This window comes from Cohaesibacter intestini (assembly GCF_003324485.1).
Taxonomy (GTDB): domain Bacteria; phylum Pseudomonadota; class Alphaproteobacteria; order Rhizobiales; family Cohaesibacteraceae; genus Cohaesibacter; species Cohaesibacter intestini.
Genome location: NZ_QODK01000002.1, coordinates 239,812 through 256,375 on the forward strand (window position 1 = coordinate 239,812; position 16,564 = coordinate 256,375).

The 16,564-nt window shown below is 54.8% G+C and carries 12 protein-coding genes; 1 reads left to right on the forward strand and 11 read right to left on the reverse strand.

Annotated features, from left to right (window positions below; translation table 11 throughout):
- Positions 1-210: 210 nt before the first annotated feature.
- The 3 genes from tsf to DSD30_RS06625 all read right to left on the reverse strand — a co-directional run bounded on the left by tsf (position 211) and on the right by DSD30_RS06625 (position 3,110).
- Positions 211-1,134, reverse strand: a complete 924-nt coding sequence (tsf, locus tag DSD30_RS06615) for a translation elongation factor Ts (RefSeq protein ID WP_114009640.1) — start codon at positions 1,132-1,134, stop codon at positions 211-213.
- Between the two features lie 107 nt (positions 1,135-1,241).
- Entirely contained in the window at positions 1,242-2,042 is an 801-nt protein-coding gene (gene rpsB, locus DSD30_RS06620) for a 30S ribosomal protein S2 (protein ID WP_114008864.1), read from the reverse strand.
- Positions 2,043-2,243: 201 nt separating this feature from the next.
- Entirely contained in the window at positions 2,244-3,110 is an 867-nt protein-coding gene (locus DSD30_RS06625) for a helix-turn-helix domain-containing protein (RefSeq protein ID WP_245418393.1), read from the reverse strand.
- 235 nt (positions 3,111-3,345) lie between these two features.
- Here DSD30_RS06625 and DSD30_RS06630 point away from each other — a divergent pair, with 235 nt between their 5' ends.
- The gene (locus DSD30_RS06630) at positions 3,346-4,266 is read left to right on the forward strand and encodes a DMT family transporter (RefSeq protein WP_425359455.1); all 921 of its coding nucleotides are present in this window, start codon (positions 3,346-3,348) and stop codon (positions 4,264-4,266) included.
- 24 nt (positions 4,267-4,290) lie between these two features.
- Here DSD30_RS06630 and dnaE read toward each other — a convergent pair whose 3' ends face one another.
- The 8 genes from dnaE to DSD30_RS06670 form a co-directional block, all read right to left on the reverse strand.
- The gene (dnaE, locus tag DSD30_RS06635; RefSeq protein WP_114008867.1) at positions 4,291-7,737 is read right to left on the reverse strand and encodes a DNA polymerase III subunit alpha; all 3,447 of its coding nucleotides are present in this window, start codon (positions 7,735-7,737) and stop codon (positions 4,291-4,293) included.
- 775 nt (positions 7,738-8,512) lie between these two features.
- Entirely contained in the window at positions 8,513-9,214 is a 702-nt protein-coding gene (locus DSD30_RS06640; RefSeq protein WP_114009642.1) for an ABC transporter ATP-binding protein, read from the reverse strand.
- Between the two features lie 337 nt (positions 9,215-9,551).
- A complete protein-coding gene (locus DSD30_RS06645; protein ID WP_114008869.1) occupies positions 9,552-10,820 on the reverse strand; it encodes a lipoprotein-releasing ABC transporter permease subunit in 1,269 nt (422 codons plus the stop codon).
- Between the two features lie 161 nt (positions 10,821-10,981).
- Entirely contained in the window at positions 10,982-12,310 is a 1,329-nt protein-coding gene (gene proS / locus DSD30_RS06650) for a proline--tRNA ligase (RefSeq protein WP_114008870.1), read from the reverse strand.
- Positions 12,311-13,116: 806 nt separating this feature from the next.
- Positions 13,117-13,392 (reverse strand): DUF1467 family protein, encoded by a 276-nt coding sequence (locus DSD30_RS06655; protein WP_114008872.1) that lies wholly within the window; start codon positions 13,390-13,392, stop codon positions 13,117-13,119.
- 25 nt (positions 13,393-13,417) lie between these two features.
- Positions 13,418-13,822 (reverse strand): methylmalonyl-CoA epimerase, encoded by a 405-nt coding sequence (gene mce, locus DSD30_RS06660; protein ID WP_114008873.1) that lies wholly within the window; start codon positions 13,820-13,822, stop codon positions 13,418-13,420.
- A gap of 87 nt (positions 13,823-13,909) precedes the next feature.
- On the reverse strand, positions 13,910-15,574 hold the full coding sequence (locus tag DSD30_RS06665) for a ribonuclease J (protein ID WP_198662860.1): 1,665 nt from the start codon (positions 15,572-15,574) through the stop codon (positions 13,910-13,912).
- Positions 15,575-15,603: 29 nt separating this feature from the next.
- Positions 15,604-16,368, reverse strand: a complete 765-nt coding sequence (locus tag DSD30_RS06670; RefSeq protein ID WP_114008876.1) for a biotin--[acetyl-CoA-carboxylase] ligase — start codon at positions 16,366-16,368, stop codon at positions 15,604-15,606.
- Positions 16,369-16,564 lie beyond the last annotated feature (196 nt).

A 16,564-nucleotide genomic window follows, 5' to 3' on the forward strand; every position in this document is an offset into this window, starting at 1 on the left:
AAAACTTGTGGCAGGACAGCCATGTCCGGCGAAGATATCGCATCCGCCCGCAGCAGGAACGAACGCAAAGAAAAGAGCTTCCACGACGCGCGCGCAAGCCGTCTCCACAAGCCGCCTCTGCATACACGAAGGGCGCTGGTTCGTCATCCCCAGCGCCCTTTGTTTTTCAAAGATTCACACCCCTGTCATGCAAACAGGGTGGAGCAGACCTTAAGCCTGGCCAGTTGCAGCAGCAACTTCAGCAGCAAAGTCTTCTTCTTTTTTCTCGATGCCTTCACCAAGAGCGAAGCGAACAAAACCAATCAGCTTGATTGGGGCGCCAACATCGCCTTCGGCATTTTTGATAGCCTGCTCAACGGTGTTTTCACCGTCAATCACGAAGGTCTGCTTCAACAGCACAACTTCTTCGAAGAATTTGCGCATACGGCCTTCGACCATCTTCTCGATGATGTTTTCTGGCTTACCGGATTCGCGAGCCTGTTCGGAGAACACAGCTTTTTCGCGCTCGACAGCGGCAGGATCAACTTCTTCGGTGGTTGCAGCCAATGGGTTGGTTGCAGCAACATGCATGGCAATCTGTTTGCCAAGGGCGTCGAGCTTGGCAGCGTCGCCTTCGGATTCCAGAGCAACCAGAACGCCCAAACGGCCAAGGCCTGCGGCAGTTGCATTGTGCATGTAGGAAGAAACAACACCTTTTTCGACAGACAGAACAGCGCCGCGACGCAGGTTCATGTTTTCGCCGATGGTAGCAACTGCGTTGGTGATGGTTTCTTCAACCGTTTTGCCATCGCCAAAGTCAGCAGCCAGAATGTCTTCGTTCTTGCCGCCAGCAGTGATCGTAACGTCAGCGACTTTACGAACCAGAGACTGGAACTGCTCGTTACGGGAAACGAAGTCGGTTTCAGCATTGACTTCAACCAGTGCAGCTTTGTTGCCTGCTTCAGCAATACCGACCAGGCCTTCAGCGGCAACACGACCGGATTTCTTAGCAGCCTTGGACAAACCTTTGGTGCGGAGCCAGTCGATAGAGGCTTCCATGTCACCATCATTTTCGGCCAGTGCCTTTTTGCAGTCCATCATGCCCGCGCCAGAAACTTCGCGGAGCTCTTTCACCATTGATGCTGTAATCGCCATTGCAGCCTCACGTCCTTTATAAAACAAGCCAATGGTCGCACAGACCAGTCCGCGCGACCCAATTGAAGGAAGGCCGGGAAAATCCCGGCCCAATGTCTTTTCTCGCCTTAAGCTTCAGCAGGAGCAGCGGCTTCTTCGCCTTCAGCTGCTTCTGTTTCGACCAGAGCGGGCTCAAGCAGCCCTTCTTCAGCTTCACCAAGATCCAGACCAGCGTCGCCAGCAGAACGGGAAATACCGTCAATTGCAGCGCCCACGATCAGATCGCAGTAAAGGGAGATCGCACGAGCCGCGTCATCGTTGCCCGGTACCGGGAAGTCGATGCCGTCTGGGTCGCAGTTGGTATCAACAATCGCAGCCACTGGAATGCCCAGACGACGTGCTTCGTTGATTGCGATGGTTTCTTTGTTGGTGTCGATCACGAAGATCAGGTCAGGCACGCCGCCCATATCCTTGATACCACCGAGTGCGCGTTCCAGCTTGTCACGCTCGCGGGTCAGGGTCAGGCGCTCTTTCTTGGAGTAACCTTTGCCTTCAGCATCCAGAACTTCGTCAAGCTTGCGCAGACGCTGGATGGACTGGGTGATGGTTTTCCAGTTGGTCAGCATGCCGCCAAGCCAGCGGGAGTTGACATAATACTGAGCGCAAGATTTTGCAGCTTCAGCAACTGGCAGAGAAGCCTGACGCTTGGTGCCAACGATCAGAACGCGACCGCCACGAGCAACGGTATCGGAAACAGCCTTCAGAGCTTCGTTCATCAGAGGAACGGTCTGGGACAGATCGATAACGTGGATGTTGTTGCGAGCGCCGAAAATGAATTTGCCCATTTTCGGGTTCCAGCGGTGGGTCTGGTGACCAAAATGCACGCCTGCTTCAAGCAGGGAGCGCATGGAAACTTCAGGAAGTGCCATGGTAATATTTCCTTTTACCGGTTTAACCTCTGCGGGAGGTGGCCTAAAGCGGCACCGGATGGACAAAGGCTCATTTCTCCGAGCCAATACCCGCTCCCGCATGTGGATTCGAGGGGGCTTATAGGCGGTCTATCTCAGGAATGCAAGGCGCAAAGTCCCGTTTGGCGGATTCCTGCGGGATTTTCCCCTTTTCTCCGATTTTTACTCGCTCGCAGCCCGGCGAAAGGCTGCTGGCGTCATCCCGGCCCCGGCCTTGAACTGACGGGTAAAGTGGCTCTGACTGCTAAATCCACAATCCAGCGCCACCTGAGACAAGGCATCCCCCGCAAGGATTCGCGCCCGTGCCCGTTCAACGCGCCGTGCGGTGATCAATCCCTGAGGTGTCACGCCACAGCTTTCCTTGAAAGACCGCTGAAAGTGAAACTCACTCAGGCCCGCAATGTCTGCAAGGTCTTTCAGACGGATCACTTCATCCAGATGACATTCGATATAATCAACCACCCGCTTGCGCGTACGCGTCGACAAACCACCCTTCACCCGATCAAGGCGAACGGCCGATATTGAATCATTTGAAATGACATGCTGAACAACATCCATCATGACCATATCCGCCCGCAAGGGGTCACTTTCCTGCAAGGCAGCATGAAGCGCCATGAAAGAAGATTTCAACCCGCCCGCAGGCTGGTAGGTCACATCAGCCAGCGAAAAACTAAGGCTGTCACGCCCGGTCCATTCGCTAAACATCCGCCGCATTTCGGTATCGGGCAAATAGAGATGGACCATCTCGAGCGGTCGCGTAATCCGCCATTCCGAACTCTGCCCATGAGGAAAAATGCACATAGCACCCGGCCATCCCTCAACGGGCCTCTCATCAACACGCCAGACCCCTTCGCCGCCGCGCACATAAAAGCTGAAAGTATGACCGCTCAACTGATCATATCGCATATAATCATCACTGTTCGTCCAGATCGCACAAGACCTCCCAAACCCCAGATCAAGGCTGGCGGTATGGCTCGCGCTTGGCGAAGCATAGAGATAGCTGTAAACGGAATGGGACGGCGACTTCATTTGGTCTTTCTGCATAAGGCGGGAGATCAAAAGATGCTTTCTAACAGGTGAAACGCTCTGCGAACAGAGGCCCGATCTGCCTCCCACGAGACAGGCTTCACTATACCGCCTCGGACCGCACCAAGAAAAGCCCAACGACAGCTTCCAGACACCCGCATGATCATTTCACCGCAAGATAGTGCAAAACAAGCGGGAAAAACTGTCTTATCAAAAGCCTCCAAATTTCAAGGAGAGCATCATGATTGCCATCAGTTTCATTGCCACCGTTCTGATCTGGGGCACCACCTGGATCGCCATCGCCTTTCAGGTTGGCCCGGTCCCGGTGCTGGTGTCGATCTTTTATCGCTTCGCATTGGCCGGGATCTTGTTCTTGCTTTTCCTCGCCGCATCAGGCCGCCTGAATCTGCCCAAGAAGCACGATCAGCCATGGCTGATTGCGCAGGCCTTTTGCCTCTTCAGCCTCAATTTCATCTGCTTTTATTCCGCAGCAAGTCACATCCCGTCAGGCCTAATCTCGATCATCTTTTCATTGGCAACGATTTTTAACGCACTCAATGCCCGACTGTTCTTTGGCGATCGGATTTCCGGCCAAACCCTGCTGGCCAGTATCTTGGGCATTGCTGGCCTCGCCTTGCTGTTCGGCCCCGATATCCTGAGCGCAGAGTCGGAAAGCACCTTGCAAGGGGTTGGTCTTGCCATGCTCGGCACTCTCTTTTTCTCGCTGGGCAATATGGTCTCGCGCCGCAATTCGGCCGCGGGCCTGACGCCTGTGACCGCCAACGCATGGGCCATGGGTTACGGCGCACTGATCATGCTTGCGCTGATCGGCCTGTCCGGTACACCGGTCATTCTGCCAACCAGCACCACCTATCTCGGCGCCCTCATCTATCTTGCCACCATCGGCTCGATCATTGGCTTCACCACCTATCTCTATCTGGTGGCCAAAATCGGCTCTGCCAAAGCGGCCTATGCGACGGTCTTGTTCCCGATCATCGCCCTTGCACTCTCGACCCTTTATGAAGGCTATCACTGGCAATGGACCGGCATCGTCGGTCTCGTTTTGGCGCTCAGCGGCAATCTGGTCATGTTTGCCCGCTGGCCGAACGCCCGGCCATCCAAAGAGGCACAAAGCAGCCAACCGTCCGCAGCAGAATAAAGCATCTACAGGATCAAGTTGGGGTCAGAAGACCCCGACCTGCACATCGACAACCCCTTTGATCGCCTTCAGGGACCGCCCCACTTCCGGTGAGACATAATAGGTGCCATTGATCCGCATCTCGACTTCGCAATCCCCATCATCCAGCATGACAATGACCGACACTTCCCCATCCCCCCGGTCATCCAGCTGAGCCCTGAGCGAATGCAGTGGCGTGTCATCTCGGACAAACACCTGCATCGTCTTGCGCACATTATCGCTTTGCAGCGGCCGCACATTGTTGATCCGCACCGACACCCCTTCAGGGCGCTCGTCGGCCCCCACTTCAAGGATCACCGTCTTACCCGGTTCCAGCATGTCCCGGAAACGGTGCAAGGCTTCAGAAAACAACACCGCTTCATACTGTCCGGTCGGATCAGAAACATTGATAATGCCCATCCGGTTGCCGGTCTTGGTTTTGCGCTCCTGCCGTCCGGTGATCGTGCCAGCCAGCCGGCCCGCCGTCGCGCCCTGCTTGACCGCCACCTCAAAGGGCTGCCAAAGCTGAATGCGCATCTTTTCAAGTTGCGGGATATATTCATCGAGCGGATGAGCGGAAAGATAAAAGCCAATCGCCTGATATTCCCGCTGCAATTTCTCTTCACTGGTCCAGGGCCGCATATCCGGCAACGGCAAAGGCGCCGCTTCCTCAGCCCCGAATAGCCCACCCTGCCCCGATGAGCTGTCACGGGCATGGCTTGCCGCCTCACCCATAATCACATCAATCGAGGCCACCACCTGAGCCCGGTTCGGATTAAGCACATCAAACGTGCCAGCGGCTGCCAGATTTTCAATCGTCCGTTTGTTCAGCACGCGCGGACTGATCCGCTTGGCAAAGTCAGCCAAGTCCTTGAAAGGCTTGTCGCCACGAACCTCCATGATATGCTCGGCGGCTGGCTGCCCCACCCCTTTGATCGCCGCCATCGAATAGATGATCGCGCCGTCCTTCACCACAAAATGCACCCCGGACTCGTTAATCGAGGGTGGCCGCACCTCGATACCAAGGCGCAGGGCATCACGTCGGAATTCGGACAATTTGTCCGTATTGTTCATATCAAGCGTCATGATCGCGGCCAGGAATTCGACCGGATAATTGGCTTTCATATACGCAGTCTGATACGCAACCAAAGCGTAAGCCGCAGCGTGAGACTTGTTGAAGCCATAGTCGGCAAACTTCGCCACGAGATCATAAATCTCGGAGGCCTGCTCCCGGCTCACACCGCGCTCTTCTGCACCATCACAGAAGCGCACCCGCTGTTTTTCCATCTCCTCACGGATCTTCTTACCCATCGCACGGCGCAGCATGTCAGCTTCACCAAGGGAATAGCCCGACAGGATCTGGGCGATCTGCATCACCTGTTCCTGATAAATGATGATGCCGTAGGTTTCTTGCAGCACGGGCTGGAGCAGCTCATGCAAATAGTCCGGCTTTTCCTCTCCCCGCTTACGGGCGCAATAGATCGGAATGTTGGCCATCGGCCCCGGACGATAGAGCGCCACGATAGCGATGATGTCTTCGAATTGGTCAGGTTTCATGTCGAGCAAGGCTTTGCGCATGCCCATCGATTCCAGCTGGAACACACCGACCGTCTCGCCCTTGGCCAAGATCTCATAAGAGGGTTTGTCGTCTATGGGGATCTCGGCGAGATTGATCTCGATGCCGCGCTGCGCCACAAACCGCACGGCATATTCCAGAACCGTCAGCGTTTTGAGCCCGAGAAAGTCAAACTTGACGAGACCGGCCTGCTCGACCCACTTCATATTATATTGCGTAACCGGCATGTCCGAGCGCGGGTCTCGATACATCGGCACCAGTTTGTCGAGTGAGCGGTCGCCAATCACGATACCGGCAGCGTGGGTCGACGCGTGACGATAGAGCCCTTCAAGCTTGAGCGACATATTGATCAGACGATCAACAATCTCCTCATCCCGCCGCGCTTCATTAAGCCGCGGTTCCTGCTCCAAAGCCTCAGGCAAAGACACAGACACAGCACCCTTCATCGGCACCATCTTGCACAGCTTGTCGACCTGACCAAACGGCATCTGCAACACGCGCCCAACGTCGCGCAGCACCGCGCGGGCCTGCAAGGTTCCGTATGTGATGATCTGCCCCACATTGTCGCGCCCATATTTGCGCTGCACATAGCGGATCACCTCTTCACGACGGTCCTGACAGAAGTCGATATCAAAGTCGGGCATCGATACGCGTTCTGGATTGAGGAACCGTTCGAACAGCAAGGCAAAGCGCAAGGGGTCAAGATCGGTGATGGTCAACACCCAGGCGACAAGCGACCCCGCACCCGACCCACGGCCCGGCCCCACCGGGATCCCGTGCTCCTTGGACCATTTGATAAAGTCCGAAACGATCAGGAAGTAACCGGGGAACTTCATCGACTCGATAATGCCGAGCTCAAATTCCAACCGATCCCAATAATCCTTCTCCTCCTTGTCAGGAGCCAGACCATGCACCGCAAGGCGTCGCTTCAGACCCTCTTCAGCCTGCCGACGCAACTCGGATGCCTCGTGTCTTTCCGCCTCTTCCGGATCGGCATCCGCCCCGGCAAATCGCGGCAAAATAGGATTGATGGTGCGGGCCCGCGTCACGCAGCGGCGGGCAATTTCGATGGTATTTTCCAGAGCCTCCGGCAGGTCGGCAAACAACTCTGCCATTTCATCCTGACTCTTGAAATAATGCTCCGCCGTCAATTGTCGTCGGTCTTCCTGAACCAACACCTTGCCCTGAGAAATGGCAATCAGAGCATCATGCGCTTCGAAATCCTCACGCTCGGCGAAATAGACATCGTTGGCCGCAACCAACGGCAAATTCATCTCATAAGCCAGATCTATAATTTGAGGCTCGACGATGGCTTCATGGGCAAAGCCATGGCGCAAAATCTCGACATAAAGCCGATCATCAAATATGTCGCGAAGCTTGCCGAGGCGCTCTCGCCCCAACTCCGTATGGTGATTGAACAGAACCCGGTCAATCGGGCCATTGCCACCACCCGTCAGGCAAATCACCCCTTCACCAAACTCCGCCACGTCGCTCAGTAGCACGTGAGGCTCCTGATCATCATGGGGCACCAGAAACGACCGCGAGACCAGACGCACCAAATTGGCCAGCCCTTGATCCGTCGCACCGATCAGCACCAAAGTCGGAAAGTCGGTATGGCCAACGCCTTTGACATCCCCATCAGTAAAATCGACTTCGATCTGACAGCCAATGATCGGCTGCAGGCCATCACCAACGGCTTTTTGAGAAAATTCCAGCGCTCCGAACAGATTGCGCGTATCGGTCATGGCGACCGCAGGCATCTGGAGGCTTTTGGTCTTCTTGATCAGCTTGGCGACCGGCAATGCGCCTTCCAGCAAGGAGTAAGCGGTATGCACATGCAGATGGACAAATTTCAGATCTTCGGAGACCGCATTCATTGCTCACACCTCATGACCGGTCACCCAGTCAACAGACGGGTGCGCAGAACCAATAGACGCATCTCACAACAAACACAGAGCGCCACGACAGGCGATCCAGAATAAAAGTCAACCGACGAGTCGAAAAGGGAGACTTGGACTTTATCCCGTCTTATCCCGATGCCAGAACACAATTGCAGCTGAACCGCGCAACGTCCGGGCACTTAGTCTCCTTTAAAAGAACTGGCAACAGCCTTCACTCTGCACAAGGATTTCCACAGACACAACAGGCCTGCACCAAACGACAATCAAACTAGAATTGTCGTCCAAACACTCAACATGGACATAAACGTGATCAAAGAGCCAAGAGCGAGAACATCACGGATAATCATAACACAGTCTCCAAATTGTTCCTCAATTGGCCTCATTATGTATTTGTTTTGTTCTTTTATCAAGCAAATTTCACTTTCATGAAATTCAAATTATTATCTATAGATATCATATAGTTAGTCAAATTTGTTCCACTTTTATTCACATCCTATGTAATTTTTCTGAAAGGCCACGGATCGTGTTTTGCGGAAATGTGGAGCCGGATTTGTGAATTTGTGCATAAAGACATTTTGCCCACAGCCTGTCCCAACACTATCCACACCCCCCACAAGGAAAGTCTCGCATTCTGCTGACTTGTCCCCATCTGTCCACCAGTCGTGCACAGGCGAGCTGCCGGACAAGATGCCCCGCAACGAAAAGTGGAAATAAATGAAATGACAGCCCGTTGCCCGTGACAGGGACCGGCTCAAAGCTCGACGATTTTTCCGTCGACAATCGTGATCTGTCGATCCATCCGTTCAGCAAGAAACAGGTTATGGGTCGCGACCAATGCAGCAATCCCCGACTGTTTAACCAGAGAGTTCAACGCCTTGAAGACATATTCTGACGTGTTGGGATCGAGGTTGCCGGTCGGTTCATCCGCCAAAAGGACCCGTGGCGCATTGGCCATGGCGCGGGCAATGGCAACACGCTGCTGCTCCCCGCCAGACAACTCGGCCGGACGATGCTGGGCCCGATGATCGACTTTCATATAGGAGAGCAACTCCAGCGCCTTTGCCTTGGCTTCTGACGGCTTTTCACCACGAATAAGCTGCGGCAAGGTCACATTCTCAAGCGCTGAAAACTCTGCCAGCAAATGATGGAACTGATAGACAAACCCGATTTCATTGCGGCGCATCAGGGTCCGTGCCCGATCAACCGCCTGACCTTGTGGTTCTCCGGCGATAAAAACTTCCCCCGATGTAGGTTGCTCAAGCAGACCCGCTATATGCAACAGGGTCGACTTCCCCGCCCCGGAGGGTGCCACAAGCGCGACCATTTCACCGGCACGCACCTGTAGATCCGCTCCATCCAACACCACCAGATGTTTGTCGGCCTGCTCATAGGAGCGATGCACATCAACCAGCGCCAGCAGAATGTCGGGGTCAACAGGTTGGGTGTCAGGCATATCTGGCTCATACTGGAGGTCATAAGGGTTCGGAGCAAGCTCTGCTGGCTGCTGTTGCTGATCGGCGGCTGTTGCGACAGACGGCATCACGGGCAAGCCCGACGGATAGGGTGTTTCGGCGGGTGCCTGCTTCGCTGCCTGTTCGTCCACATGATCGCTGGGGCTCATCTCTTCACGCGGTGTCAAGGCAGGCTCGGTTGGCGCCGGAGATGGATCTGCGGGAACGGACACAGTTTGTCCGGATGGCCCGGACGGCATAACAGGCTGACCGCCACGCTCCTGCTCCTTCTTGCGGCGTTCTTCTTCCTCGGACAGGACAGGCCAGAAAAAGCTCTTTCTATTCATAGCGCAGCGCCTCCACCGGATCGAGCGTCGAAGCACGCCATGCAGGATAAAGGGTTGCAAGGAAGGACAGTACCAACGCAATGAGAACGACGGACACAGTCTCGGTCACATCCATATCCGCTGGCAATTTCGACAGAAAATAGAGCTCGGGCGAGAAAAGCTCGGTCCGCGTGATCCAGGAGACGAACTGCCGGATGCTTTCGATGTTGAGACAGACAAGCAGCCCCAGAATGAAGCCGGCAACCGTTCCGACAAAGCCAATTGCAGCCCCGGTCATCATGAAAATCCGCATAATTGAGGCGCGCGTTGCCCCCATGGTGCGCAAAATCGCGATGTCGCTGCCCTTGTCCTTCACCAGCATGATAAGACCGGAAATGATATTCAGAGCTGCCACCAGAATGATCAGCGTCAGAATGATGAACATCAGATTGCGCTCGACTTCCAAAGCCGAAAAGAAGGTGACATTGCGGAAACGCCAATCGGTGATGTAAATCTGCCGGTCGACGGCTTCCTCAACCATGGGCCGCATCTGACCAACAGCATCCGGATCATCGACATAAACCTCGATGGCCGAGACTTTTTGATCCTGATTGAAATAGGCTTGAGCTGCAGCAAGCGGCATGAAGATGAAGCTGCTGTCATATTCGCTCATACCGATTTCGAACACAGCCTTGACCTTGTAGGACTTGATCCGAGGCGCGACCCCCATCGGCGTCACAGCGCCTTTGGGTGAAATCAGTGTCACACTATCCCCAAGCACCACCCCCAGCGAGCGAGCGATGCGGGATCCCAGTGCGATGCCTTCGCCATCATCAAAGCCTTCAAAGCTGCCTTGCAAGACGTTGCTGGACACCAGTTTCAGCTTGGAAACACTTTCCCCGCTCATCCCGCGCACCAGTGCCCCAACGGCCCCACCCGGACCGGAAGCCAGAATCTGACCTTCGACGAACGGCACGACATAGCGCACGCCATCGACCCCTTCGACCCGCTTGGCGATGGTGTCATAGTCGGTCAGCGGACTGTCTTGCGGCTGGATGACCAGATGGCCATTAATCCCGAGGATCTTGTCGAGCAACTCCGTCCGAAAGCCATTCATCACCGCCATCACGATGATCAGCGTCGCAACGCCAAGCATGATGCCGAAGAAGGATAGCCATGAAATGATGGAGATGAAGGTTTCTCGCCTGCGGGATCGCAGATATCGGAACGCCATCATCCATTCAAATGAGGCGAATGGCGCTTTGGTCTCGGACGCAGACATTCAATTCTCCAGACGGAGCCGCCCACGCTCAGGTGCGTTGGGCAGCCCAACAAGCAGACATGTCGAATCAAGCAAATCGATTCCTGATGACATCAGTGTACAGGAAGAGACCAAAGCACCGACAGATGGTGTTTTGGTCATTCCCATAATCCGATGAGGAATCAGGAGGCCCGCTCCGCAATGATGCGCTCAACAACAGCATCAACAGAAACCATTTCCCGCTCGCCAGTAGCGCGGTCCTTGACTTCCACTTCATTCGACTTCAGGCCACGCGGACCGACAATCACCTGGGTCGGCAGACCGATCAGATCCATCGTGGCAAATTTCGCACCAGCCTGACCAGTGCGGTCATCATAGAGAACATCGATTCCGGCATTTCCAAGGCGCTCATAGAGCTGCTCACAAACAGCATCCGTATCTTCGTTGCCAGCCTTCATATTAATCAGGCCAATATCGAATGGAGCAACCGACTTGGGCCAAATGATGCCATTCTCGTCATGGCTGGCCTCGATGATGCCGCCCAACAGACGGGAAACACCAACGCCGTAGGAGCCCATATGGACCGGATATTCCTTGCCATCGGCCGCCATGACCTTGGCATTCATCGCATCGGAATATTTGGTACCGAAATAGAAAATGTGACCGACCTCGATGCCGCGCGCCGCAATGCGGTCAGCTTCAGGCACCGCGTTGAAGGCGGCTTCATCATGCATTTCCTCGGTCGCGGCATATTCGCTGGTCCAGTCGGCAACGATACCGGACAGATCGGCATCAAAGTCGAGGTCATCGCCGGGCACTGCCTTGGTCAGATAATCGCGATGACAGAAAACCTCACTCTCGCCAGTATCCGCCAGAATGATGAACTCATGGCTCAGATCGCCGCCGATCGGACCTGTATCGGCTTTCATCGGGATGGCCGTCATGCCAAGGCGCTTGAAGGTGCGTAGGTAAGCCACGAACATCCGGTGATAGGCCTCACGCGCCCGCTCCTCATCGGTGTCGAAGCTATAGGCATCCTTCATCAGGAACTCGCGCCCGCGCATCACACCGAAGCGTGGGCGGATCTCGTCGCGGAATTTCCACTGAATGTGATACAGGTTGAGCGGCAGATCCTTGTAGGACTTCACATAGGAGCGGAAAATGTCGGTGATCATTTCCTCGTTGGTCGGGCCGAACAGCATGTCACGTTCATGCCGGTCAACGATGCGCAGCATTTCCTTGCCATAATCGTCATAGCGCCCGCTTTCCTTCCACAGCTCGGCTGGCTGCATGGTCGGCATCAGCAATTCGATCGCACCAGAGCGATCCTGTTCCTCACGCACGATCTGTTCCACCTTGCGCAGCACACGCAAGCCCAGTGGCAACCAGCTGTAGATCCCGGCCTGTTGCTGGCGAATCATCCCTGCCCGCAACATGTAGCGGTGTGAGACGATTTCGGCTTCTTTTGGGGTCTCTTTCAGGATTGGAAGAAAATAGCGGGAAAGACGCATGATGCAGGGCTCATTCTTTTGAAAAAGGGACGAACATGGTGGGCGCAAGTCGCATCAACCAAAGACGCGGATGATCTGCGCAGCTTAATCTGTTTCAGCCGTTTTTACAGACGACTCGTGGCGGTTCGACAGCAAACTGCATGAACAGCCTTTCGGTCCATGCTTTTTGCACAGAATTAGCGGCCACATCAAGGAAATCCCTTACTTCACGCACGCAAAACAGCCTCAGTCGCATCGAAAATCCGCTGCATCTGCTGATCGTAAACCACAGTGATTCACGAAATTGCGAAAAACTACGCAAGAGTCAAAAAAGAGTGATGACAAAAGGCTCTGTAGGGACTAGTCTGCCTTTCATAAATATAAGAGATATGCTCACCACAGTTATCTCATCTCGCGCGGAAAATGTCTTGGGAGGATAAATGATCTCTGGCGCGCTCTAGGGCTGCTGCCGCTCTCAACTAGCAACCAAAAAGCAAGTCGAGCAAAGAGATCACGTCGCGATACTTACAGAAGCAAGGCCTTTGGCCTTGCTTTTTTTATGCGCGCGTTTCTGACGTCCGCAACAAGCAAAACCCTGATAGAGCGGTTTTTATCCAGACCAGCTTTTATTTCAGCCTGTCCTCATCGGTCCGACCAATATAGACCGACATTAACAAATATATGACACTCGGCACTGTTTTCAGGTGAGCGGACCTAGGCCACGGGCCAACTGGCCAAGTGGTTATGGAAAAGCGCACCCAAAAAGAAGAGGGCTCGCTGTCTGAAGACAACGAGCCCTCTTCACTGGAACTGAACCTAGCCTCTGCCTAGCGTAAGCTGTCTGGCATTGGCAGGAATGTCAGGTCATCAAGACCCAAGCCCTGAACCTCAACGGCCCAGTAGAACAATCCGAACAGTAGACAGGCCACAATCGTGGTGACCATAACCTTGCGCCACATCATGGCTCTGGCAGGAGCGCTGGCTGTCGTGCCAAGCCGTCTCTCGCTCAATTCCGCCTGAGTCCTTACCCCGAAGGGTAATACGAGAAACAATGTAACCCACCAGATGATGAAGTAGATTGCAAGGCCACTGATCAAACTCATTCAGTCGGTCCCGTTCCTGAAAGGATTAAACCTGCTCCAGCTCGGTCAGGGTACCGCAGAAGTCTTTTGGATGCAGGAAGATTACTGGCTTGCCGTGTGCGCCGATTTTTGGCTCACCGTCGCCGATAACGCGAGCGCCGTCAGCTTTCAGTTTGTCACGAGCAGCGATGATATCGTCTACTTCGTAGCATACATGATGGATGCCGCCCATAGGGTTTTTCTCAAGGAATTTCAGGATTGGGCTATTTTCACCAAGTGGCTCGAGCAGCTCAACTTTGGTGTTAGGCAGTTCAACGAAGACAACGCGCACGCCGTGGGTTGGTTCGTCCTGAGCAGGAGAAACTTTGGCACCCAGGGTGTTGGCATAGGTAGCAACAGCAGCATCCATGTCTGGAACAGCGATAGCAACGTGATTAAGACGACCAATCATTTCCTTCTATCCTTTCTATCGATTGCCCTGCGGTGAAGGAGTTCCTTCAAAGGGAGGCCAGCAGAGCCTAAAGAAAATGTACACACGTCATACCAAGTTGATCATCACCGCAACAGTTGGCTTTTTAGCCCAGTGTTGATGAACTTCAGAACGGACAGAACGTCGCACCGCTTCACGTAACACCTCGATATCTTTACGTTTTTTGGCCGGCATACCTTTAATAGCACCATAGATGCCAGCTTCAACAATTTCGATAAAAAGACGATTCTTTTTGTTGCGGTCGGGGATACCTGCCAAAGCCATTTGTGGACGACCCAGAATCTCTCCCTTTGTGCTGACCGTCAGCGCCACAGCAATGTGGCCGACAAAGGAGAGCTTGCGTCGCTCCTGAATGCCCATTTCCTCAAAAGTACCGACCAGCGATCCGTCCTTGTAGAGCCGACCGCCCAAATACTCGTCCCAACTCTTGACCATTCCGCCAGCCAGACGGGCCATCCAGCCATTGCGCACATGCAGCACTTCCTTGACGCCCATAGCGCGCGCCAAACCGGCATGGGCTTTCAGATGCATCTCTTCCCCATGCACGGGCACGGCGATTGATGGTTGCGTCCATTCATACATCTTGCGCAAGTCATCCCGCTTCGGATGGCCTGAGACATGCACCCGCGCATCGCGCTCCGTGATGATGGTCACGTCCTGCCGCGCCAGATTGTTGATCACTTCATTGATCTCGCGCTCATTGCCCGGAATGGCCTTTGACGACATGATCACCTGATCGCCCTTTGAGAACTGCACCGATGGATGCTCACCACCGGCAATCCGGGCCAGAGCCGCGCGTTTTTCCCCTTGCGATCCGGTCAGAATGGCGACCACCTTGTCGCGCGGCAGATAACCATAATCCTGCTCGGACAGGAATTCGGGCACATCCTCAAGATAGCCCTGCTCCTGCGCCACCTCGATGAAACGCCACAGGGCCCGTCCAACCACGACACATTGCCGATCATTGGCCCGTGCCGCCCGCGCGATGGCCTGCACCCGCGAGACGTTGGAAGCAAAGGTCGTCACCGCGACTCGGTGTTTGGCCTGCCCGATCAAATGGGTCAGCTCTTCTTCTACATCCTGCTCGGAAATCGACGAGCCTTCGCTCAGCGCATTGGTCGAATCGCAAATCAGTGCCAGCACGCCTTCCTTGCCAAGTTCGATGAAGCGGGCAATGTCGGTGCTCTTGCCGACGCCGGGTCGGTCATCAAGCTTCCAGTCACCGCTATGCAGAACCAAGCCATGCTCGGTGCGAATGGCCAGCGCATTGGCTTCGGGGATCGAATGCGAAACGGGAATAAATTCCACATTGAACGCGCCGATCTGCACCCGTGCCCCCTGCTCCACGCATATGACCGGAATATCGGGCGCATCATGTTCATGCTCCCCCTTGGCTTCCACCAGATCCGCCAGAAAGCCCGTTGCATAGACTGGAACATCCAGCCGTTCCCACAGGGAAAACAACGCGCCAAAATGATCCTCATGACCATGGGTGATCACCAGTCCGTCGATCCGGTCCCGCTCTTGCTCGAGAAACCGCATGTCGGCAAAAATCAGATCAGCACCGGGATGGGCCTCATGGGCAAAGGCCACACCGAAATCGACGATCAGCCATCTCTTGTCTCCCTCTGGCCCGACGCCATAAAGCGCCATATTCATACCGATTTCGCCAACGCCGCCAAGCGGCATGAAGACCAGTTCCGACTTACTCATCAATCTCTCTCAATCCCTTTCGAACGATCTTATCGAATGGCGCCCGGCCAATACACGTCGCCCGCATAAATGATCCGCTGTGTGCCGTCCGGCAGGCGCATGATCAGGGCGCCCTGTTCATCGAGTTGTTCAAATGTGCCATACACATCTTCATCGGGCAGGCGCGCCACCACCGGTTGGCCAACGCCGCGGGCGCGCAGCAGCCAGTCATCGCGAATCTCTGCCATGCCATCCCCACCATCCCACACCAAAAGCCGCTCATCCAGATGATGGGCGAGACGTTCAAACACCTGCTCCGGAGCAATATCATAGCCATATTGCAGCAAATCCGCAGCAGCCAACCCTTCGGTTGTTTCGGGATGATTGCGGCAATTGATGCCAATACCAATCACCACCGCCTGAGCGCCATTCAGCAAGGTGGTGGTTTCCAGCAAAATACCACAGATCTTCTGATCGCCCCAAAGCACATCATTGGGCCATTTGATCGTCAGCTCGGCCCTCTGAACCGGCGATAGCATGCCACTGATCGCGCGATGCACAGCGGTCGCCGCCACCAAAGGCAATTGCCCGATGGCCTTCATCGGGGCAGGATCAATCAGCAGAAGGCTGGCAGACAGGTTGCCCTGCTCCGAACTCCAATGCCGCCCGCGCCGTCCGCGTCCCGCAGTCTGCTCACCAGCCGTTACCCACAAATTGCCGGCCCTGCCATCTCTGGCCGCGTCAAGGGCATAGCGGTTGGTTGAGTCGATGCTTTTGAATGACAGATGACGATAGGCAGCAGGAATGTTGGACACGAGGGAAACTCACTCATCGATGCGCTGATGTCAGGTTCCTCGCGCCAACGCGGAAGACCGACAGCAGGGGAAATTCGAGTATGTGATCATCAGGCAGATGGCAGGTTGATTACAACCCGCGCAAGTGATGTTCGGCAACGGTCCGATCAGCGCTTGCAAGCCGCCCAAATGACACCGCCCGAGGAAGCCCCCGGGC

Coding starts and splice junctions, on each gene's coding strand:
- DSD30_RS06655 (WP_114008872.1), bottom strand. CDS start 13,392: ATGAGTTTGATCAGTGGCCTTGCAATCTACTTCATCATCTGGTGGGTT.
- dnaE (WP_114008867.1), bottom strand. CDS start 7,737: ATGAATGCGGTCTCCGAAGATCTGAAATTTGTCCATCTGCATGTGCAT.
- DSD30_RS06645 (WP_114008869.1), bottom strand. CDS start 10,820: ATGTCTGCGTCCGAGACCAAAGCGCCATTCGCCTCATTTGAATGGATG.
- DSD30_RS06640 (WP_114009642.1), bottom strand. CDS start 9,214: ATGCCTGACACCCAACCTGTTGACCCCGACATTCTGCTGGCGCTGGTT.
- DSD30_RS06665 (WP_198662860.1), bottom strand. CDS start 15,574: ATGAGTAAGTCGGAACTGGTCTTCATGCCGCTTGGCGGCGTTGGCGAA.
- proS (WP_114008870.1), bottom strand. CDS start 12,310: ATGCGTCTTTCCCGCTATTTTCTTCCAATCCTGAAAGAGACCCCAAAA.
- tsf (WP_114009640.1), bottom strand. CDS start 1,134: ATGGCGATTACAGCATCAATGGTGAAAGAGCTCCGCGAAGTTTCTGGC.
- DSD30_RS06625 (WP_245418393.1), bottom strand. CDS start 3,110: ATGAAGTCGCCGTCCCATTCCGTTTACAGCTATCTCTATGCTTCGCCA.
- mce (WP_114008873.1), bottom strand. CDS start 13,822: ATGATTGGTCGTCTTAATCACGTTGCTATCGCTGTTCCAGACATGGAT.
- rpsB (WP_114008864.1), bottom strand. CDS start 2,042: ATGGCACTTCCTGAAGTTTCCATGCGCTCCCTGCTTGAAGCAGGCGTG.